Consider the following 21548-nt stretch of genomic DNA (forward strand, 5'->3'; position numbering starts at 1 on the left):
TTTTCTTCAGTTTTATTTAATTTTCTTTGCTGTTTTATGGTTGACAAATGAATTTTTTATTTATGCAACGCTAGTGATCAAAAATAATAGCATTACACAGTTTTTATGTCAACATAATGTTAAATTTGTCCGTGTCAAGATGGATTATCAAGTCCTATTTTTTATATAAAAAACGCCCTCTGACAAAATTATTCATAATTGACCTTATTTGCAGCATTATAAAGCTCCCTTACTCAATGTTAAGGGATGGCTTCGCCCGAACTTCGTTGGCCCTTGACCTCTCACTTATTCGCTTTACGTAGTGGCTGTAAGGTCAATCAGGTAATGTAATATTAACTTTTTCTTTGGAAATAGGTATTACTTTATTGGATTCATAGTGTGTTGGCAGTATCATGACTGCTGTAGCGTCATTGGTGAAATCCATTGCGATGCTGATGTTGTTTTTCAAGCTCAAACGGAACTTAAATATTACTGTTTAAAATGTGGGTGTGTCTCCTTTTTCAGAGAGGATAAGGCTCTGTAGGGATACAGTCTGAGCGCTTGATTGAAGGATCATACCCTTAAATCTTCTCCCTTTCTCTCTGGGGGAGAAGGCACAGCTAACGGTCGCCGCTACCAGCCCCACGTCAGACTTTTTCTGTAAAAGCCCGCCCGTGCCGGGCGCACGTACAATCCGGCCAGTGATATTGTCACCGGCCGGATATTTAAATTTCAGCCTCTGTTTACCAGGGGCTTTTTACGGGCTCATTTGAGTATGCCCTGTTCTATTAACACCTTGCGGAGCTTTTCCGCCTCATGTTCCGCCAGCTCACAGAGCGGGGGCCTCAATTTACCCGTTTTGAAGCCAAGCATACCGAGCGCCGCCTTTACCGGGATGGGGTTCGTGGTCATGAACAGCGCCTTAAAAATCGGGAACAGGCGCCCATGAATTTCCGCCGCTTCTTTCACCCTGCCCTCCTCATAGGCAATTATCATTTCGCGCATTTCTCTTCCGACGATGTGGGAGGCGACACTCACCACACCGCGGCCGCCCAGGGATAATATGGGCAGGGTCAATGAATCATCCCCGCTGTATATGGCGAAATCGGGCCCGGTGTTTTTCCTGATGGTCGTAACCTGGTCCATATTGCCGCTTGCTTCCTTGACTGCCACAATGTTCTTTATCTCCGCCAGCCTTGCCACCGTGGCGGCCTCCAGGTTGCAGCCGGTCCTGGAGGGCACGTTGTAGAGCATGATGGGCAGTGAGGTTTCCCTTGCCACCGCCGCAAAGTGCCGGTACAGCCCCTCCTGGGTGGGTTTGTTGTAATAGGGCACCACCAGCAATACCCCGTCCACCCCAATTTTCTCCGCCGCCCTGGTCAGTTCTATAGTCTCTTTTGTGTTGTAATTGCCGGTCCCCGCTATGACCCGGGCCCTGCCATTTACCGCGCGGACCACGGTTTTAAACAATTCCAGTTTCTCTTCCTTCGAGAGGGTAGGCGACTCTCCGGTGGTCCCGGCCACCACCAGGGTATCGCTGCCGTTTTCGGCAAGATGGACCGCCAGCCTCCCGGCTTCCTCGAAATTCACTTCGAGATCATCGTCAAAAGGGGTCACCATAGCCGTTATGACTCTACCGAAATCAACCAATTTTTCCACCATCCCTTTAATATAATTTTATATTTTATCTTCATAATGATTTTTCTGAAAACCCTCCGCCGGCGGCGGACTGCCGCCTGCCGCCGCTAGGTTTTACAAAAAACATGTCTTATTTACCCAGATTAAATTTCCTGTGCAGTGCCTGCACCGCCTTTTCCATTTTGGCCTCTTCCACCAGGCACCATATGGTGGTGTAGGAATCCGCGGATTCCAGAATCTCAATCCCCTCTTCCGCCAGGGCCTCCACGATGTTTGCCATGACTCCAGGGACGCCCGTCATCCCCGCTCCCACAACGGCCACTTTGGCGCAGCCCTTTTTCACGGCCACCGGTATCTTCATGTCCTCGATTATCCGGACCGCCCGCGAGCTGACTTCATCTTTTACGGTAAACACCATTGCTTCGGGAGAAATGTTGATGAAGTCGATGCTTATGTCGGCCCGGGCCAGGGCCTTCAGCATTTTGACCTGCAGTGTTTTGTCTTCAAGCGCGCCGGTATTTATCCTGAGCTGAGTCAAACCGGGAATCTGGGTTATGCCGGTAATTACCCTCCCGTTTAATATTGTGGCCCCTCCCTCCTTAAACACCCCGGCGCCTGTAACCACCGTCCCCGGTTCATCGTTGAAAGTGCATTTTATCTTCAGCGGGATGTTTTTTTGCATGGCAATTTCCACAGCCCTGGGATGCACCACCCTGGCGCCTTCATGGGCCAGCTGGCAGATTTCATTGTATGTAACAGTATCAAGGGTTCTGGCATCGCTCACTATCCTGGGGTCCGCCGTCTTGATGCCGTCTACATCCGTATAGATTTCCACCGCCTCCGCATCCAGGGCCACTCCCAGTGCCGCGGCCGTGGTGTCGCTCCCGCCCCGGCCAATAGTGGTGATCTCGCCGTCCTCGGTTATTCCCTGGAAGCCGGCCACCACCACGATCTTATCCTCCTCAAGGTGCGTCAGTATCCTGCCGGGGTCCACCCTGCGTATGGTCGCATTTCCGAACCGGTTGTCGGTGATAATGCCCGCCTGGGCCCCGGTTAAAAAGATGGCCTTGAATCCTGCGGCCTGCAGGGAACCGGTTAAAACGGTGCCGGAAATGATTTCCCCGCAGGAGAGGATAAGGTCCATCTCCCTCGGAGATACATTTGAACCCGAAGCTTCCAGAAGACCCTTCAGGGTATCGGTGGCATAAGGGGCGCCCCGCCTCCCCATGGCGGAAACCACGACCACCAGCCGGTAACCCTGCTTTCGGGCATTAATTATTTTTTCTATCACCCGCCGCCTCGCTTCGGGTGTGGCCACCGATGTTCCTCCAAATTTCTGTACCAGAATCTTCATTTTTGCCCCCACCTATATCAACCCGTAATTCAATAACAATTCGGCTATCTGGACCGCATTGGTGGCGGCGCCCTTCCTCAACTGGTCCGCCACAACCCACATGCACAGCCCGCTGGGGCAGGATATGTCCTCCCTGATGCGGCCTACGAATACCTCGTCGCGATTGGAGCAATCCGCAGGCATTGGATAAATCGCCTTTCCGGGGTCGTCCATCACGACCACCCCCGGCGCCCTGCTCAGTATCTCCCTGGCCTCCGCCGGGGAAAGCTTTCTTTCGGTCTCAATGGTAACGGCTTCGGAATGGCTTCTCAGCACCGGCACCCTGACGGCTGTGGCGCTAATGAGAATGCTGTCGTCGTGGAACATCTTCCTGGTCTCATATACCATTTTCATTTCTTCCTTTGTGTAGGAGTTTTCCATAAAAACATCTATGTGAGGTATAAGGTTAAAAGCTATCCGGTGCGGAAAAACCTTTGGCGGCATCATGTCACCGGCCAGCACCGCACCGGTCTGTTCTATCAGCTCGTCCATCGCTTCCTGGCCCGCGCCGGATACGGCCTGATAAGTCGAAACAATCACCCGCTTAATCCTCGCGGCATCGTGGAGCGGCTTTAAAGCCACCACCATCTGAATGGTGGAACAGTTGGGGTTGGCGATGATGCCCCGGTGCCACCTGACGTCGTCGGGGTTTACTTCCGGCACCACCAGCGGCACCTGGGGATCCAGGCGGAAATTGCTGCTGTTGTCGATGACCACGGCGCCGCGCTTTACGGCTTCGCCTGCGAATTTTAAACTGGCCTCTCCTCCGGCAAACAGCGCGAGGTCCACGCCGTTAAAGGATTCCGGGGTTGTTTCTTCGATTTCGTATTCCCTGTCACCGAATTTTATCTTTTTCCCGGCCGAGCGCCTGGTGGCCAGCAATTTTAAATTTCCTACGGGGAACCGGCGCTCTTTGAGCACTTCCAGGATGGTATTCCCCACAGCGCCCACCCCGACTACAGCTACGTTCAATTTCTTCATTTCTCATATCCCTCCAGAAGTTGTTGCATCAATTTATTTTATTATAAATACCTGAAAAAGGTGCTTGCCAAAAGACCGTCAGAACTCCATCAAGTTTTCCAGCCCGATAACCACCCCTTGAAGCTCCCGGACTTTCCTTACGGCCAGGAGAACACCGGGTACAAACGACACCCGGCTGGTGGAATCGTGCCTTATGCTCAATATCTGACCCAATCCGCCGAATATCACTTCCTGGTGGGCTATCAGCCCCGGAAGCCTGACGCTGTGGATTCTTACGCCATTCAGGCTTCCTCCGCGGACGTTGGGTAATTTCTCCAGCTCGGGCCTTTTGGCCTCTTCCACATGCCCCCGTTCGCGGTTAATTAGTTCCGCCGTCATCAGTGAAGTCCCCGATGGGGCGTCGAGTTTGCCGTCATGGTGAAGTTCGATGATCTCAACATCCGGGAAGTACCTGGCGGCCATTCTGGCCATCAGCATCATTAAAACCGCGCCAATGGCAAAATTGGGCGCCAGGAAAGCACCGGTACGGTTTTGCTCACACCAGGCCCGCAGTTTTTCAATATCCGACGGAGCCAGTCCGGTGGTACCTATAACAGGCCTCACTCCGTTGAAAACGGCCACCCGCGCGTTTTCCAGGGCAGCCTGGCTGTTGGTGAAATCTACCATTACCTCGGCATCGGTTCTTTTGATAACCTGTTCCAGGTCTTTTTCCACAATTATTCCTGTTTGTTTTTTCCCCACCAGTTCTCCCAGGTCTTGCCCCGTGCCCGCCACGTCTACGGCGCCCACCAGTTCCATATCCTCCTGTTCCAGAATGGCGGAAGAAATTTCCCTCCCGACCCTCCCGGCCGCGCCTGTCACGATGACTTTAATTTTACCCGCAACCATGACACTCATCCTTTCCAAGTTTTTTATATATTTATATGCAGACCGGTAAACAAACAGCAGCCCATTTTCCGCGATCAGGCGATTTTGTTCCGAATAAAAAATCATAAAATTAAAACGATTATGGCACCAGAGCTCATAACCGTTTTACACAAATTAAAAAAATTCCCACGGTTGTGAGATAGCGCTCCACCAAATAACACTCTGGTGACAGTGCCGCACCTCTTAAATGCGACCCCAGCCCGGGAACGCGGGAATTCCCGGACTTCGGCGAACGCCCCTTTCCCGCCGGATCATCGCCCCCAACTCACCGGCGGTACTCTTGGCTATCGCAACCTCTACCTCACCCCTCTGCCGACAGGGGTATTAATTTTTATTATATTATCATTAACTTCCATGCCATGTCAAGCTTTTTCTCGGCTCTTTTTTTTAATATTGCAATGATTTTCTTATTTGTTGACACAACCGACAGCTTTTTTATATAATAATATCAGTAAAATTGCAGCAACCCTCTCGAGGTGCCCCCTTGGGGGAGAATAGGGAAGACCGGTGAAAGTCCGGCGCGGTCCCGCCACTGTAAAGGGGAGCGGCTTAATGTATCCACTGGGAAACCGGGAAGGATTAAGCGGCTGTGAACCTGAGCCAGGAGACCTGCCTTGAGAGGTTTTGATTCCGGGGATGATGGTAAAGTCCGCGGTCTAATGCATGTTAGACTGCGGGCTTTTTCATTTGTGTTAAAAACAATAAATACAGGAGGGTTCAGGATCATGCAAAAAACAAAAAATCTGGTTTTGACGGGAATGTTTATTGCCCTAAGCGCCGCGGGGGCCGCCATCAAGTTGCCAAGCCCCACGGGGACGGTTGCCTTCGATTCGGCCCCGGGGTTTCTGGCCGCCCTTTTTCTGGGCCCCGGATACGGTGCAGTCACCGCCGCCCTGGGGCACCTTTTTACCGGTTTTTTAGCCGGATTTCCCTTGACCCTGCCCCTGCACTTGATTATTGCCCTGGAGATGGCCGTTTTCGCCTGGGTGTACGGCCGGCTCAAAAGATTCAGCCTTCCACTGGCGGTGGTCGCAGCCACGCTTCTAAACGGGATAGTGGCGCCGGCCAGTTTTATCCCGCTGCCGCAGTTTGGCTTTGGTTTTTTTGCCGCCATGGTTATTCCGCTGCTCTCGGCTTCTTTTGCCAACGTGGCCTTGGCCGCCCTGGTTTACAGGGCCGTGGCGGCGGTTTTCAAACCGGATGAAGCATCTCTGTCAAATAGATAGATGTGAAACCACTTTCTACGCAAAGATAAAACCATAGATTACACTGGAGGGGAAAAAGTTGGCAGAAAACAAAATCCTGCCCTCAAACCGGGATGTGTGCATTGTAGATATTCCGGGGGACTTCTATCTCACGATAGCATGCGATTCCGCGGGGGGGATTGGTGAGAAGCGGAGGGATGTGGTGAAGGTACCGGCATCCGTGGTGGGGAGGTTCACCTGCCGGGTGGCCCTGATGGAAACCCTGGCCGTTGGGGCCGCCCCAAAGGCGGTGGCGGCCGCCGTATGCTGCGAGCCGTCACCCACCGGGGAAAAAATCTTGGCGGGAATCAGGGAGGAATTGTGCGAAGCCGGCCTGGACCTGCCCGTGGTCATCAGCACAGAAAAAAACATCCTCACCTGTCAGACAGGCCTCGGCGTCACGGTAACCGGAATAGCAAAAAAAAGCGACCTGCGCGTGAACAGAACGCGGGCCGGAGACAGGCTTTACTGTGTCGGGATGCCCAGGGTGGGAGACGAGGTAAAATTAAACGACTCCCGGATCGCCGACACAAATCTGGTAAGAAAGCTTTCCCAGATTCCATGCATACATGACATAATTCCCGTTGGTTCCAAAGGCATAAAAGGCGAAGCGGAGCTCCTGGTGTCACATCTGGGTCTTTCACTGACCTGGCAGGATAATGTGCCGCTGGACATAAAAAAATCCGCCGGCCCGGCCACATGCGTCCTGGTTACCAGCTCCGAGGATTTAAAACTTACGTGTTCCCAGCCGGTATACTTATTGGGCGTCATTGATGTTTGAAGGCCATAAGCTCCCATCGGCCTGCACCCATCTACCTGCGGGTTTAAAACTGCTGTTACTGCTGCATTTCCATGGACTTTATCGCATCCTGGATATTCTTTTCCGCGATTTGAGCCTTGATTTTTATTAGGTTCGGGTCCTTTTCGGCAAGGGCCTGTTGGAATTCTTTCAATGAAAATTCCACCTTTCCGGCGGTATCCATATTTTTAAGCTGAGCCTTAACTATTTCCCAGCCGGCAAGAGCTTTGGCCATTGCCGACGACGCCTCGCTTTCCTCGTTGTTCAAAGCCCTGTACAGCGCGTTTCTTATATTGTAGAGGATATTTTTGGCTTCGGGGGGCGACTTGGTTTTGAACAGTTTTTCAAAGGAGACGGTTTTTTCGTAGAGGTCGTTAGCGGAAAGCAATCCCTGATATAAATCCTGCCGGGTAAGGGTCATGGTGAGCCGGTTGAGGTTGGCGCTGAAGGCGCCCACCATGTCGGGGGTGGCTCCGTTTTTCATGGCTTCGGGCTGGAAGCTGTTCCACTGAGAGTGTATCTGGGTGACGGCCTGTTCAAATTTGGCCCAGTCGGGTTCCGACTCCTGTCCCGCCTGCCCCTGCATGCCGCCCTGGCCGCTCTGCTGGCCACCCTCCTGACCCCCTCCCTGACCTTTGCCCTGAGATTGCCCGCCTTTCTGTCCGCCCTGCCCACCGCTTTGCCGGTCGCCCTGCTGCCCCTGACCCGCCTGCCCGGCTCCCCTCCCCTGAGACGTGGGAGAGGGGGCGGCCTTTTTCAAATACTCTTTTTCAAAATCCTTAACAAGCTTTTCCACATCTGCCTGGAGTTTTTGCAGGGCTTGAGACTCCTTCTTTTCGGAACCGGAACCTCTGGAAGGGGATTTTGCCGGCTTCCTTGAACATCCGCCGGTTACTGCAAAACTCGAAACTGCAAGCATCAACGCCAGCAGATATATGAAAAATATCCTTAAGGCTTTTTGACAGTTCATATAATCACCCCTGACGTTCACCTTAAGAATATTTTTCCCCTTCCATGCGTCTTTATCCGTTGACCCAGACCCTTTTATTTATTTACTTGAGGGCAAACATGAGCTCCCCTTCAGCCGCAAGTTCCCCATCCACGGTGGCCCTGGCCCTGCCTTTACCCACCGGGCCTTTGACTCTGGTAAGTTCCACCTCCAGAGTCAGGCAGTCACCGGGAACCACCTGCCTTTTAAATCTCATGCCGTCGATACCGGCAAAAAGGGCTATTTTACCCCTGTTTTCCTCAAGGCTCAGTATGGCGCAGGCACCTACCTGAGCCAGAGCTTCCACTATAAGGACACCGGGCATGACCGGCTTTCCCGGGAAATGTCCCTGAAAAAAAGCCTCCCCCGCCGAGACGTTTTTAATCCCCACCGCCCGTTTGCCTTTCTCCAGCTCCAGAATCCTGTCTACCAGCAAAAAGGGGTAACGGTGCGGTATTATTTTCTGAATTTCTTCAATACCGAGCAACACTCATCTTCCTCTCCATTTAAGTCTCTCAATTCCACAGCCTTCCCTTAATAACGACACCGGTGCCTATGGGCCTCGGGAAACCCAGCGACGGCCTGTTCACAATCCTGCCGCCGTAGTACATGGTGGCCGAAGCGCCGCCGTCCAGGGCCGCCGCCTGCCTCACCCCCATCCCGAGCAAAAAAGCGGACAGCCGCTGCAGGCTTACGCCCCTGCCCGGCCCGGTGCCTTCGACGGTTACAAAAATCACCCTGCCGTCCTCCGATAACCCGACGGCGCTGCGGGCCACCGGAATGGTCGTAAGCCCTATCCTTTTCTCCCACCGCTTTATCGTCACCTTCCCGTCTTTTATCATGTAAGGCCCCGTCTCAAAGGCGTTTTTCATATCTTCTGCCGAGACCCCCGGCGGATAATCCACCGCAACACCCGATTTTAACGGCACGTCTATTTTTATTTTTGGCAAAATAAGGTTTTTTAAAAAAGATTTTTCGCCGATATACAGAACTTTGCCGCCGGACGGTATTTCCGTAAAAGACCCTTTGACCACACCCCGCACTCTATTTTCGCTAATTATCACATTATACCCGAGGGGCTTTTGCCGGGTGGTGGAACCGTAACGGTGAGTATACAGAACAGCTTCCGTGGAACCGCCGGAACGGTTGAGGCCGTCTAAATAAAATCTTTCCCCGTTTATCTCCACGTAAGCCCTGGCCTTTACCGGCAAAAGCCTGGGCCTGCCCCGTCTGTCGATGAAAAACACCGGGTCTTCCCCCGTGGGCATGGTTATCCACTCGCCGTCTATGACCACCTGGCCCACAGGCTGGCCGTAAGAGTGGAAAAAACCCCCGTTTATCGCCGCAATGGCCCCTGACCTTTCAGCCATTTCTTCCAGGGTTTCAAAGCCAAAGACCTGGTCGAGGGAGAGCACGGGTTTAATGGTAAACTCGGGGCTGGCAGGGTCTATAGTAATTACGTAGGCCTTTTCCCGCCCGGAGCCGGCGGCGATTTCCATTTCTTCAAAGTTGAGAGCGTCCCCGGACACATATCCCCTGGTCATGAGGTTGGCCAGGAGTGCGGCCATCAAAAAAACGGTCTTTAATTTAATCACCCTCCCGCCAGCGCGTCTTTTATAAACGCCGAGGACGGACTTTTTTAAGCCCGCCCTCTTGAAAAAATTAAATTTAGATGTATTTTGACAGCTGCGTGTAAAGCTGGTCCGCCAGACCTATCCCGCCGCCCCTGGCCAGTTCCACGGACAGGGCTTCGTCGTGCATGGACTGGATTATGTCGTAGGATACTCCCTGCTCAAAAAAACCGTTACGGGGAACAGTATCCCTCATTTTCTTTAAGAGGTAGTTCATAAAAATGGCCTCGAATTCCCTGCAAACCTCTTTCAAGGCTTCCCTGGAATTCGCTGCGCCGCCCGGCCGCTGTGCCTCATAGGCAGCAAGTTTATACGCTCCGGGAATACCCGTATCGCGACTCAACATATCCATAATAATCCAGCGCTCCTCTACCTGCGGAGATTGTTGGCTTCACCCAGCATTTCGTCTGCGGTCTGGATGGCCTTGGTATTTATCTCGTAAGCCCTCTGGGCTGTTATGAGGTTAACCATTTCCTCCACCACCTGGACGTTGGACATCTCCAGGAATCCCTGCAGTATGGAGCCGTATCCCGGTTCGCTCGGATCCTGTTTCAGCTGGTATTCGCCTGAAGCCGCCGTCTGTTCGAAAAGGTTGTTTCCGGCGGCCAGCAGTCCTTCCGGGTTGAGGAACTTGACAATGCCCACCATGCCCAGCTCCTGAATGTTGCCGTTCTCGTCTTTGCCGGTGATGAGCCCGTCGCCCGATATGGTTATGTCGCTGTAACCTTCGGGTATGGTTATGTAATCTTCGTCGGCGCTGAGCACATAGTATCCCTCCGAAGTCACCAGGTTCCTGTCGGTGCCGTCAATGGCCACCTTGAAGGAGCCGTCCCGGGTGAAGGCCCTGGTGCCGTCAGGCCTTTCCACCATGAAAAACCCCTCGCCGTCTATGGCAAGGTCGAAGGTATTGCCCGTCTGCTGGAGATTGCCTTCGGTAAAGGTCCTGGCAGTGGCGGCCGGCCTCACGCCGTGCCCCACCTGGATTCCCACCGGGGTCCCCAGCCCCATCTGGTAGACGTCGGGCCTCCTCAGTGTTTCATAAAGAAGGTCTTTAAATTCCACGCGGCTTTTTTTAAAGCCGGAGGTGTTGACATTCGCCAGGTTGTTTGAAATGGTATCCACATTGAGCTGCTGCGCCAGCATGCCAGAACTGGCGCTCCAAAGCGCCCGCATCATAATACATCCCTCCTTGAATTTAGGACGCCGCCTCGGTCGTTCGGCGGCAGAGGGCCCCCGCGATGCGGTCCGGCCCTTTGAACATTATATTCGAGCAATGTCGTTTACGGCCTTGCCCAGGGTTTCGTCGGCGGCCTGAACCGCCTTCTGGTTGGCTTCATAAGCCCTGAAAGCCGTTATGAGGTCCACCATTTCGGATACGGAGTTGACGTTGGAGCCTTCCAGTGCGCCCTGGATGATCCGGGCCTGCGCCGGCAGCGGCTGAGCCGCGGAGACGTACAGGTTGTCCCCCTGCTTGGCCGGAGGCGCCTGCTGCGGAAAGGCCACCACCACAAGCCTTGCCACAAAGTTTCCGTCAGAAAATATCTCTCCCCGTTCGTTTATCGTAATATCACCGCTGCGGCCCAGTGCAATGGGGCCGTTTTCCCCCAGAACATAATAGCCCTCCCTGGTAACAAGAAATCCATCCCTGTCCAGGGTGAAACTGCCGTCCCGGGTGTAGCGCACGCCTTCCCCCGTCAGGACTTCGAAGAACCCTTCGCCCTCGATGGCAAGATCCAGCGGGTTTGAGGTGGTCTTTATCGGTCCCTGGGAAAAGTTGGTATTTATTTCATCCACCGTCACCCCCGTCCCCAGCACACCTATAAAAGGCCTCCAGTCTACAGGTTTTCCCGGCGGGACGGTCTCCGGGTCGTCGAGCCTGTACAGCGCCATTTCGGGAAAAGCCCTCATTATGACCCTGTCTTTCTTAAAACCTGTGGTGCCGACATTGGCTATATTGTTGGATATAACGTCGGTCCTCTCCATGTTGGCCAGCATGCCGGAAGCCGACGTATAAAGTCCCCTTAACATGTGTTCACCTCCCCTTTTTGCAGGATTAAAATTCTATCTGGTATAAACGGCGCCGGAACCCAGCTTGTCCAGGTTCTCCAGGGCCCTGCCCGCCCCCAGAGCCACACATGAAATCGGATCTTCGGCCACGGTAACCGGTATACCGGTCCTGTGGGAAATCAGTTTGGCCAATCCTCTCAGGCACGAACCGCCGCCGGTCATGACTATGCCCCGTTCGCTGATATCGGACGCCAGTTCCGGCGGAGTTTTTTCCAGGATGCCGAATATGGCGTTGATTATCTGTTCTACCGGCTCCTGGAGGGCTTCGCAGGTTTGCGCGGCGGTTATCCTGACGTTCTGGGGAAGGCCGCTCACAAGGCTCCTGCCCCTTACCTCTATGGAATCATTTTCATTACCCGCCTCCGGAAAAACGGTGGCGACGTTGATTTTGACCTCTTCGGCGGTCCTTTCGCCGATCATCAGATTGAATTCCTTTTTTACGTACCTCACAATGGCCTCGTCAAACTTATCCCCGGCCACCCGGATGGATTCGCCGCATACTATGCCTCCCAGTGAAAGCACCGCGATATCGGTAGTCCCCCCTCCGATATCGACGACCATGCTCCCGAAGGGCTTGGATATATCTATCCCCGCGCCTATGGCGGCGGCCACCGGTTCCTCGATGAGAAACGTCTGCCGTGCTCCCGCAGCCGTAGCGGCTTCGATGACGGCCCTTTTTTCCACGGTGGTGATCACGGCCGGCACACATATCATAACCCTCGGCCGGAAAAGCCTGCGAGGGATCACCTTGCTCAAGAAATACTTCAGCATGATTTCGGTAGTGGTGTAATCGGCAATGACCCCTTCTCTTAAAGGCCTGATGGCCACAATATTTCCAGGCGTCCTGCCGATCATGCGCCTGGCTTCCTCCCCCACGGCCAGCATCTTGCCCCTGTCCCTGTCCATGGCCACCACGGATGGTTCCCTCAGCACAATCCCCTTGCCCCTGATATAAACCAGTATTGACGCCGTTCCCAAATCAATGCCTATATCCATGAAAAAAATGTAACCTCCTGATATTTTTAACAACATTTCAAGGATTTAAATTCTACATTTTTATTGAAATTCCTTCTTTTGGACTTAAAAGTTTGTCACATGTTCAGATACTTTTTCTTGGTGGCCCTACCTCCCCTTATATGGCGCTCCGCTTTGTTGTATTCCAGAACCTCCTTTACAAGCCTGGCTTTTTCAGAATTTATTTCCGGCAGCCGCTCGGTCATGTCCTTGTGCACCGTGCTTTTGGAAACCCCGAAGACTTTGGCGGCCTGTCTTACGGTGGCTTTGGTTTCAATAATATATGCCGCAATCTCCATAATGCGCTCCCTCATGTAATCCTTCACGGTGATTCCCCCTACAAGCAATTTTAGTAAATATATATGAAGGTCCGCCCTATATTAGAAGACAAAAAATAAAAGAACCTGCCATTTTCAACTGAGATAACGAGCGATTTATCATAGCAGGTTCTTTCAGAAATTCGGAAGCGCTCTGCCCGCCAGTCGAAGCATGATACTGAATGATTCTTAAGTACCAGCTTTATCTGTTCGGAGTCTCTCGAGTATTTGACGGTGTCACCATTCTCCAGGCCGTTTTATCTATTTTCCTGCCCATATCATACGTTTCGGCATTTAAAAATACCTTTTCGGGCATTAAAAACTTATTTTTCGGCATTTTCACCCAGAGCTTATTTTTGTAAAAGTCCGCCGTTATATCTTCTATTTTTATGAGTTTACCGGAGTCGTTTACCGCCTCAACCCGGTATCCACTTATGACATACTTTAATTTTCTGAGTCTATCCCCGCTGTAAATAAATCTCGCATTTAACACGTAAGTTGTTCCGGCGGAAATATTTTGCCTGGTCTCAATGCCAAGGTAATAAAAATCGTTGTCGGCAAAAAAAGCCACATTTTTTATATCATCTCTGCCTTTTATCATTAGCAGCGGATTGTCTTCGACACTGGAACGGATAACCGTGTACGGCATTTCTCCATCCTTTGCAAAGTCCGCACCTGACCGGGAGTCAACGGCGAAACTTCCGTCGACGTAAGTGCCGAAGAGTTCGTTCCTGCGGATAAAGGCATCCAGAAACTCAGGCATAACTTTATACTGAGATTTATACTCCAGCATGGCCCTGTGCTTTGTTTCTATTTCTTCTCCGTCAAGAGGGTATACATGCCAGTCGGTTCCCACAGATTTCAGAGCCACGGGAGGGAGGAGTTCCGCCCCCGGTGCATATAAAAGCGGGTCGGGCCATTGGTAATGGTGGACCAGGTAAGTGTAAAGCCTCGGTTTATAATTTAATTCCTCCACGGCAAATTTTACAAAGTTGCTGGTGGCCCAGTGGTCGGGATGCATGTCGTCCGGATCGGGATAAAATATGTCTGTCGGCCTGTATTCGGCAAAGATCTCCATCAAATTTTTGACGACATTTTCTCCACAATACGGTGCATTTTTTTCAAAGCTGTTCGAGTACGGCGAACGGGAGTAACCGTTTCTTGCCTTATAAAGTTGCGTATGATCCCAGTAGCCGTCCCACAGAGCGGCCAGGCTCCCGTCACCGTATCCCAGAAAAACAACATCCTTTGAAGCAAGCCCCAGATTCGCCAGGGCATTAATGGCCTCCTGCTGGCGGATTTTACCCAGTTCAATATAGTCCGCCGGTTGTGGCCGACGCACCCGGAAAATCTTTTCCGCTGCCTTCCTGAAGCCATCACCGTTTGTCATTATAACGACTTTTACGGTTTTCCCGAGTTTCTTTTCGCGAAAAATAAGGCCGCCCGCGCCTATGGTTTCATCATCCGGATGGGGCGCTATAACGAGAATCCTGTCACCGGTAGTTACGCGAGATTCGGCAATATTTGACATGGCCGGAACGCCCACAGTATAATATGCCTTTGAAAAAACATACGACGTTATTCCGAACACGTAGATAACCGCAAAGAATAGTAAAACTAAAGTCAGAATTTGATTTCTTCTCATTGCCTATCGCCTTTTTAAATAGCATTCCTTTGAATTTTTAATAGTCTTTTATGATCCTTTGCACATAATTTTATCATATATATCAAAAAAAATATGCCGGATAATAAATCCAGCATTGCAAACCGCCGTCCATTTTCCCCATTTCTCTACGCCCGGATTTCCTGGCGCAGGAAAAGGGTGTAGGTTATGCCGAAGATAACCAGTGTGCCGGCGACGAGGCCTGTAAGGTGCGGCCACACCAGAAGCAGGCTCTGCCCCAGGGGTAAAAAACCGGGAATGGCGCCGTAGGCCTGTTCCAGCAGCACCGGCCCCAGCGTCCTCACACCGGGGGACAGAAGGGTTACAGCGGCTTCGCTGTACAGCGTGGAGGGAGACAGCCTGCTCAAGCCCTGTGCCAGCCGTGCATTATAAAGCTGGGTCATGGCATCGGACCCGTCGGTCACTGGGTAAACAGCATCCGCCACCATGCCGGCCAGCAGAGGAACGAAGATGGAAAAGAAGAGCCACAGGGCAATCCCGCCCAGCGCCGACGTGGCCGCCTGGCGAAACATGAGGGAAAAGAGCATCGCCAGCGCCAGCCAGAAGGCCATATACACCACACTAAAGGCGAGGTACAGCAGCAGCCTTAAAACCTCTTCTCCCGTGGGCGGCACTCCTGTCAGGAGAATGCCCATGCCCGCCACAAAGCCTCCAAGGGCCAGGGTCATCAAGGTCAGCACAAAAAGCCTCGCCAGGAACTTGCCGTTAATCACGTCGTCCCTGTATATGGGCTGGGCCAGGAGTCTGGTCAGAGTCCCACGGTTTTGCTCGCCGTTAATGGCGTCAAATCCCATGGAAAGCCCCACCAGAGGCCCCAGCAGCGAAAGGAACCAGGTAAAGGGCGGAAGAGAATTCCCGGCAGTTGTGAAGAGGCGGATCAGGATGAATTCCGCCGCGGGACCTTCGGTATTGGCCCTTATGTTCAGAGCCGCCGAGTAAAAAGAAGCGATTCCGGTGAGAGTTATCAGGAAAAACAGGATGATGAACCTGATGCTGGAAAGCTGGTCTGCCAGTTCCTTCGCGAATACCGCTTCCAGCCCCGCCGAAATCCGTCTTTGGCCGGATGCGGCGGAAGCCCTTCCTGTTAATTTTCCTATTTTATTTACAACATTTCTAACGGGCAGTGCCGGGAACATCAACTCTCGCCTCCCCTTCCTGGAAATAACGGCGGTAAATGTCGTCAAGGTCGCAGCCGCGGACCTTTAGATGGTATATATCCATATTCCTGGCCACAAGTTCTCTTGCTATCCCGGGCGCCAGGCCCCGGCTCGAGCATGTGACCATGACCGTGTCCCCCTGTCTTTCTACGGCTTCCACGCCGGGTACGGCCTTAACCGCATCCTCGGGAAAAGCCTCCGGAGGCCCGGCCCGGAGTTCTATCACTTCTTCGCCGCCGAGTTCTCCGGCAAGCTCGGATATCCTGCCGCAAGCCACCAACCTCCCCTTTACAAAAATCCCCACCCGGTCGCAGACGGCCTGGACCTGGTACAGGAGATGGGAGGATATGAGTATGGTCTTGCCTTCGCTTTTACCGAGTTCCAGTATGAGATCCAGAAGTTCCTGCGTCCCCTCCGGATCGAGACCCAGGGTCGGCTCGTCGAGAAAGACCACCTCCGGGTCTTTTAAGAGCACGTCAGCTATTCCCAGCCTCTGGCGCATACCCCTGGAGTACTCCCGGACCCTGCGGTCCGACGCTTCCTCCAGACCCACTTTAACCAGAAGCTCTTCTATCATTTTTTCCGCCCGCTCCCGCGGAATTCGATTGAGTCTGGCGGTGTAGCGGAGGTTTTCACGGCCGGTCATATCATCGTAAAACCCCATGTTATCGGGCATATATCCCGCTATTCTCTTTACCTCGAGAGGCTGCTGGACTGGGTCGAATCCAGCCACTCTGATGCTGCCGGAGGTGGGCTCCGAGAGGCCCAGCAGCATCAGGATGGTGGTGGTCTTTCCCGCGCCGTTGGGCCCCAGCAGTCCGAAAATCTCGCCTTTATAGACCGTCAGATTCAGGCGGTCCACGGCGGTAATGGAACCGTAAACCTTTGTGAGGTCCCGGGTTTCGATCACAATCTGTTCCTGCATGGTTATCGCCGCCCGTACTTATTGAATGTCCAGCCCACCCAGGATATTACCCCGACCACTATGAGCGCTCCCACCAGGCCCCACAGCGTGGAGGTGTGAACGGTCACCCGTATGTCGGCATTGGCGGAGGTTTCACTGGCTGAAGCGGTAAGGCTTACCACATAATCTCCGGCGATGGCCTTGCCGTCCGGGGTGATAAAGGCCGTTACCTGCCGTTTTTCTCCGCTTTTCAGCCGGTCTATGCCGGCAGGGTCGAAAGTAACGGCCCAGCCCGGGGGCGCGTCGGCGGAAAAGCTTATCCCCTGCAGGTCAGCGCTTCCCTTGTTCTCAATCTGCAGTGTCAGGGAGCCCTTGCGCCCCGCCGTCACATCGGCGTTCAGGCGGCCGGAAGGTGTGGTAAGGTCCAGGCGGTATGTGCCCGAAATCACCACTTCCAGGTCTGCTTTGGCGGTCTCGTTGCCGGACACAGCCGCCGCCGTTATCGTATACTTCCCGGCCTTCACACCTTTGGGAGGCTCAACGATTATGTCCAGGTCCTGCGACCTTCCGGCTTCCAGGCTCAGGCTTGTAATCTGATTGCTCTGGTAAGCCGGCTTGAAGGACACCTGCCAGCCCTCCGGAGCCCTGGCCCCGAGGCTGTAAAAACGCGCCCGGCCGCTGTTGTTGTACAGCGTCGCCCGGAAATTGAAACTGGCCGTATCGGGCCCTGAAAGCGACGGGTATTGCACCTCCATCCTGTCGGCCCCGCTTTCGCCGGAGCTCACCCTGAGGTTTATGGGCAGTCTGGCCCGGTTATTCGCGCTTGCGGCCTCAACCACCAGGTCATAGCTGCCGTTTTTTGCCTCCTGGGGTATCTGTACCCGTAGTTCCGCCTGACCCTGGCCACCTGCGGGCACATATACCCTGTGGACTTTCATGCCGTCGCCGTAAATCCCCGCCGTCCATCCGGCGGGCTTTGAGGTTATTTTGAGGTCAACAGAGCCGGACAGGCCGCTTATGGTCAGCGGAAAAGTTATGCTGCCTCCCGGCTGGACGGTCACACCGGGATAGGAAGTAGAGAGCGACAGATTTCCCGCGCCGTAGGCGGTCGCTGCCACAAATATAAATAAAATGAGGAACAGAGCCGCCGGCAGGAGCACTTTCGCCGGCTTAACACCCGCCGGCCGCAATAACTTTAACACGCATCATCACCCACCCCTCTGTTTAATTTTCATACATATTCCTTTATATTTTAAAACATAAAGTTGCAAAAATTGTGAGGATTTTGTTAGGATTTTGAGAGAAAAGACCTTCAAGCTGAAATAAAAAAAGAGGACCGCAGTTTATGGTCCTCTCTTTTAAAATGAAAAAAACTCAATCGATTTCTGGCAGGAACCGTTGGGGGTCGATGCTGCTGCCGCCTTTTAACACTTCGAAGTGCAGGTGCGGAGGATCTTCTATTTCGTAAGGCGCCGTCTTGCCCACCGCCCCTATCACCTGGCCTTTTTTTACACCCTGGCCCTTCTGGACGAGCTTGTCGGACGCCAGGTTGCCGTAAACGGTCTTTATCCCCCCTCCGTGGTCAATGACCACCACCACCCCCAGCCGGGGGTCGTCTTTCCTTATCTCCACCACAGTGCCGTCCATTACGGCCTTAACCGGTGAACCCTGCTGAGCCGCTATGTCTATGCCGTGATGTGCGTTCCACTGCTCAAGGGTTTTGGAATAAACCAGCCTGTCGACGGCGTAATCCGTTATCACTTTTCCCATGACAGGCATGGCCATGGCGGCAAGGGCCGGTTCTGCGCCCGCCGGCAAAACCGAATTTTCTTCAGCCCGGTTTTTTTCGCCACCCGTCGCGACTTCGTCGGCTCCAACGGATAAGGCGCCGCCGGATGATGCGGCGGATTTTTCTCCGGGTTTCTCCTCCTCTTTACCGGCCTTTAAGGCTTGGTTTATCATGGAATCCCGTCCGCTCTCATTTCCGGCTTTTTCAGTCGTATTTTCGTTTACGCTGCCGGTTTTGTCTCCCGTTTCTTTCACGCCGTACTGTTTTCTTACTTCTTCCTCATCCAGGTGCTTTTCATTCATGTTTATCTCCCACTCCCGGGGCTCACGGCTTTTTGCTCCACCGCCGGGCAGCCCGCCGTGGTAGGCCCTGAACAGCCAGAAAGCTCCGTTGGCAAAAATCAGGACCGCCGTGATGAGAGCAACGGCAGCGCCCGTCTTAGACATCTTTTTAAAATGTCCCGGCAGGCTGATTCTCCCGGACGGTCTCAAAAATTTCCCGGCGGATTTCAATAAGGAAAATTTCACCGGCCATTTGAATCGGTACATAAAATCACCTCATAAATAGTTTGGCCAGAATTTTCCTTATTTATACAAAACTTTCCTCCCTGCCGCCGGGCGAAAAATCTCCCCGAGAAATCATCCCGCAATTTTTGCAGTCTACATTGAACCGGTATTCATTTTTTGAATTTCCACCCCGGTATAATAATGCTTGAGGATATCCACGTAGTTTAATCCTTTCCTGGCCATGGCGTTGGCGCCGTACTGGCTCATGCCCACTCCGTGTCCGTATCCCACACAGGTGAATTTAATGCTTTTGCCCGTGCGTTCCCATTTTATATCGGTAGAGTTAAGATCGAAAAGCATGCGGAATTCTGTGCCTTTTATAACTTTGTTGCCAACCTGCATGCTCTTTATCCGGCCGCCTTCACTTACTTCCAGCACCTTCCACTGGCGTTCGGGGTATTTGGGGTCTATCACCATGTCGGGCCATTTTTCCCGCAGCTTGCTCACTATTTCCTCCACAGGCACCTGCTTTACCTCTATAAACCGCGGGGAGGTCTCCTCGCCCGAACTTGTGACGCTCCTGAGATAGGGCACGTATTTTTCCCAGACGTCTTCGGAATTTTCGGTCTTTCCGTTGCTGGTGGAGAAAAAGAGGGGGTCAATGGGCTGCCCCCGGTAAAAAATTACCATGCCGGCGGTGGCCTTTACCGCCTGTCTTATCTTGCTGTAATAGTGGTAATAGGAAAAAATCCCCCATTTTTTCAGCATGTCGCCCTTTGTTATCCAGGCCTGGCAGTGGGTGGGGTCGTCACAGACGTCGGCCTCCGGATGGAGGCTGCAGCCGCTTCCGCCCGCCTTTTTCCACCTTTTATAAGTATACGTCCTGGCCGCCACCGCCTGGGCCTTCAGCGCCTCCATATCAAAACCGGCGGGCATTTCACCGGCCACCACGCCGACAACATACTCCTCCAGGGGTATGTACTCTATTTTCTTCCTGGAATTTATGTAAAGGGCGATACTATCCGCCCCGCCTTTTTGCCCCGCCTCATCAGGCCGGACAGGTTTTTCAGGTGCCAGAGGCCCGCAGCTCTTGACCACCAGCCCGGGGATGACTATGACCACAATAAAGATAAAAAAAATATAATAATACCCCGCCTTTTTCATCATATCCCTCCGGCTTCCGGCAACCTCCCTGGCGCCGGGTTTTTATGCGGCACCGGATACAGGCCGTTCACATATATTTTATTAGCCGCGCCGCCGGGATATGATTCATTCCGTCCTTTTTATGGCCGCCCCGAGACCCTTAAGCTTTTTCACGATATCCACATAGCCCCTGTCCACATGGTGGGCGTTCATAACCGTTGTGGTGCCTTCGGCGGCGAGGCCTGCAAGGATCAGCGCCGCCCCGGCCCTCAGGTCTGTGGCCTTTACCGGAGCGCCGGAAAGCTTTTCGACTCCCTCTATGACCGCGCTCCTGCCGTCGATTTTTATGTGAGCGCCCATGCGCCTGAGCTCTTCCACGTGCATGAAGCGGTTCTCAAAAACCGTTTCGATGATCATGCTGGTGCCTCTGGCAAGGCTGAGAAACGCCATTACCTGCGCCTGCATGTCCGTGGGAAATCCCGGATATGGCAGCGTCTTCACATCGGACGGGTTGGGCCTTCCGCCGCCTATAACCCTCAATCCTTCCGGTTCTTCGACGATTTTGACCCCGCACTCGTTCAGCTTCGCTATCACCGGTTTCAGGTGTTCGGAAACCACGTTTTCAATAAAAATGTTTCCTCCGGTTATGGCACCGGCTACAAGGTATGTACCGGCTTCTATCCGGTCGGGGATGACGGTATATGAAATGCCCTTGAGCTCTTTTACGCCTTCAATCTTGATTATGTCGGTCCCGGCACCGCGCACGTGAGCTCCCATGGAATTTAAAAAGTTGGCGAGATCGATGATCTCCGGCTCTTTTGCGGCGTTTTCTATAACGGTCTGGCCTTCGGCAAGGGCGGCGGCCATCATTATGTTTTCGGTGGCTCCGACACTGGGGAAATCGAGATAAATGGTGGCTCCCCGGAGCCTCTCGCACTTTGCTTCCACAAAACCGTGCCCCAGCTCGATTTCGGCCCCAAGTGCCGCAAAGCCTTTCAGATGCAGGTCAATGGGCCTTGAACCGATGGCGCACCCGCCGGGCAGTGAAATCCTGGCACGCCCCTTTCTTGCCAGGAGCGGTCCCATTACCAAAAAAGAAGCCCTCATTTTCCTGACCAGGTCATAAGGGGCCTCATGGGAATCTATTTTTTGGGAATTTATCCTGATTGAATCGGCCTCCCGGGAAACTCTGGCTCCCAGGGAAACAAGAACCTCTCTCATTACTTTTACATCTTCCAGTTCAGGTGCATCCTCTATTATACAGTCCGATTCGGTAAGCAGCGAAGCTGCAATAACGGGCAACACCGCGTTTTTAGCGCTGCTAATCTTAACGGTTCCTTTCAGGCTCCTGCCGCCTTCTATAACGAAACTTGACAAGTCCTTTCCC

General features: G+C 53.0%; 21 protein-coding genes and 2 riboswitches. Of the genes, 2 read left to right on the top strand and 19 right to left on the bottom strand.

The window, feature by feature from the left end:
- Positions 1-744 precede the first annotated feature (744 nt).
- The 4 genes from dapA to dapB all read right to left on the bottom strand — a co-directional run bounded on the left by dapA (position 745) and on the right by dapB (position 4879).
- The gene (dapA, locus tag ACKX14_RS11910) at positions 745-1629 is read right to left on the bottom strand and encodes a 4-hydroxy-tetrahydrodipicolinate synthase (protein ID WP_422447912.1); all 885 of its coding nucleotides are present in this window, start codon (positions 1627-1629) and stop codon (positions 745-747) included.
- Positions 1630-1747: 118 nt separating this feature from the next.
- Positions 1748-2971, bottom strand: coding sequence for an aspartate kinase (dapG, locus tag ACKX14_RS11915; RefSeq protein ID WP_422447914.1), 1224 nt, complete (start codon positions 2969-2971; stop codon positions 1748-1750).
- A gap of 12 nt (positions 2972-2983) precedes the next feature.
- On the bottom strand, positions 2984-3991 hold the full coding sequence (locus ACKX14_RS11920; protein ID WP_422447916.1) for an aspartate-semialdehyde dehydrogenase: 1008 nt from the start codon (positions 3989-3991) through the stop codon (positions 2984-2986).
- A gap of 78 nt (positions 3992-4069) precedes the next feature.
- Complete coding sequence (gene dapB / locus ACKX14_RS11925; protein ID WP_422447918.1) at positions 4070-4879, bottom strand: 4-hydroxy-tetrahydrodipicolinate reductase; 810 nt, start codon at positions 4877-4879, stop codon at positions 4070-4072.
- A 171-nt stretch (positions 4880-5050) separates the two neighbouring features.
- Positions 5051-5225, bottom strand: a riboswitch (Lysine riboswitch).
- Positions 5226-5375: 150 nt separating this feature from the next.
- Positions 5376-5549: riboswitch (cobalamin riboswitch) on the top strand.
- A 94-nt stretch (positions 5550-5643) separates the two neighbouring features.
- Between dapB and ACKX14_RS11930 the strand changes: the two genes are divergently transcribed.
- Positions 5644-6144 (top strand): ECF transporter S component, encoded by a 501-nt coding sequence (locus tag ACKX14_RS11930; RefSeq protein ID WP_422447920.1) that lies wholly within the window; start codon positions 5644-5646, stop codon positions 6142-6144.
- 58 nt (positions 6145-6202) lie between these two features.
- Positions 6203-6943: an alpha-ribazole kinase gene (locus tag ACKX14_RS11935; RefSeq protein ID WP_422447922.1), complete on the top strand. Its 741-nt coding sequence runs from the start codon at positions 6203-6205 to the stop codon at positions 6941-6943.
- Between the two features lie 55 nt (positions 6944-6998).
- On the opposite strand, the gene ACKX14_RS11940 is transcribed toward ACKX14_RS11935, so the two are convergent.
- From ACKX14_RS11940 to murA, 15 genes are all read right to left on the bottom strand, one after another.
- Positions 6999-7931, bottom strand: coding sequence for a hypothetical protein (locus ACKX14_RS11940; RefSeq protein WP_422447924.1), 933 nt, complete (start codon positions 7929-7931; stop codon positions 6999-7001).
- A gap of 82 nt (positions 7932-8013) precedes the next feature.
- Positions 8014-8436 carry a 3-hydroxyacyl-ACP dehydratase FabZ gene (fabZ, locus tag ACKX14_RS11945; protein WP_422447997.1) on the bottom strand — a complete coding sequence of 141 codons (423 nt, stop codon included), beginning with the start codon at positions 8434-8436 and terminating at the stop codon, positions 8014-8016.
- A 28-nt stretch (positions 8437-8464) separates the two neighbouring features.
- Positions 8465-9544, bottom strand: coding sequence for a phosphodiester glycosidase family protein (locus ACKX14_RS11950; protein WP_422447926.1), 1080 nt, complete (start codon positions 9542-9544; stop codon positions 8465-8467).
- A 73-nt stretch (positions 9545-9617) separates the two neighbouring features.
- Positions 9618-9932 carry a rod-binding protein gene (locus ACKX14_RS11955; RefSeq protein ID WP_422447928.1) on the bottom strand — a complete coding sequence of 105 codons (315 nt, stop codon included), beginning with the start codon at positions 9930-9932 and terminating at the stop codon, positions 9618-9620.
- 17 nt (positions 9933-9949) lie between these two features.
- The gene (flgG, locus tag ACKX14_RS11960) at positions 9950-10756 is read right to left on the bottom strand and encodes a flagellar basal-body rod protein FlgG (protein ID WP_422447930.1); all 807 of its coding nucleotides are present in this window, start codon (positions 10754-10756) and stop codon (positions 9950-9952) included.
- An 84-nt stretch (positions 10757-10840) separates the two neighbouring features.
- Positions 10841-11608, bottom strand: a complete 768-nt coding sequence (flgF, locus tag ACKX14_RS11965) for a flagellar basal-body rod protein FlgF (RefSeq protein WP_422447932.1) — start codon at positions 11606-11608, stop codon at positions 10841-10843.
- 33 nt (positions 11609-11641) lie between these two features.
- Positions 11642-12643 carry a rod shape-determining protein MreB gene (gene mreB / locus ACKX14_RS11970; RefSeq protein ID WP_422447934.1) on the bottom strand — a complete coding sequence of 334 codons (1002 nt, stop codon included), beginning with the start codon at positions 12641-12643 and terminating at the stop codon, positions 11642-11644.
- Positions 12644-12738: 95 nt separating this feature from the next.
- On the bottom strand, positions 12739-12987 hold the full coding sequence (spoIIID, locus tag ACKX14_RS11975) for a sporulation transcriptional regulator SpoIIID (protein ID WP_422447936.1): 249 nt from the start codon (positions 12985-12987) through the stop codon (positions 12739-12741).
- A gap of 193 nt (positions 12988-13180) precedes the next feature.
- A complete protein-coding gene (locus tag ACKX14_RS11980; protein WP_422447938.1) occupies positions 13181-14623 on the bottom strand; it encodes a PIG-L deacetylase family protein in 1443 nt (480 codons plus the stop codon).
- Between the two features lie 146 nt (positions 14624-14769).
- Positions 14770-15798, bottom strand: a complete 1029-nt coding sequence (locus ACKX14_RS11985) for an ABC transporter permease (protein ID WP_422447940.1) — start codon at positions 15796-15798, stop codon at positions 14770-14772.
- Positions 15776-16744: an ABC transporter ATP-binding protein gene (locus tag ACKX14_RS11990; protein WP_422447942.1), complete on the bottom strand. Its 969-nt coding sequence runs from the start codon at positions 16742-16744 to the stop codon at positions 15776-15778. Before ACKX14_RS11990 ends, ACKX14_RS11985 begins: the two co-directional genes overlap by 23 nt.
- Positions 16745-16746: 2 nt before the next feature.
- Positions 16747-17925, bottom strand: coding sequence for a COG1470 family protein (locus ACKX14_RS11995; RefSeq protein WP_422447943.1), 1179 nt, complete (start codon positions 17923-17925; stop codon positions 16747-16749).
- Between the two features lie 172 nt (positions 17926-18097).
- Positions 18098-19060, bottom strand: coding sequence for a peptidoglycan DD-metalloendopeptidase family protein (locus tag ACKX14_RS12000; RefSeq protein ID WP_422447945.1), 963 nt, complete (start codon positions 19058-19060; stop codon positions 18098-18100).
- Positions 19061-19171: 111 nt separating this feature from the next.
- A complete protein-coding gene (gene spoIID / locus ACKX14_RS12005) occupies positions 19172-20182 on the bottom strand; it encodes a stage II sporulation protein D (RefSeq protein WP_422447947.1) in 1011 nt (336 codons plus the stop codon).
- A 105-nt stretch (positions 20183-20287) separates the two neighbouring features.
- Positions 20288-21538 carry a UDP-N-acetylglucosamine 1-carboxyvinyltransferase gene (murA, locus tag ACKX14_RS12010; protein ID WP_422447949.1) on the bottom strand — a complete coding sequence of 417 codons (1251 nt, stop codon included), beginning with the start codon at positions 21536-21538 and terminating at the stop codon, positions 20288-20290.
- Between the last annotated feature and the right edge of the window lie 10 nt (positions 21539-21548).

Source organism: Thermorhabdus hydrogeniformans, from assembly GCF_049310025.1.
Lineage (GTDB): Bacteria > Bacillota > Thermosediminibacteria > Thermosediminibacterales > Tepidanaerobacteraceae > JBJYKD01.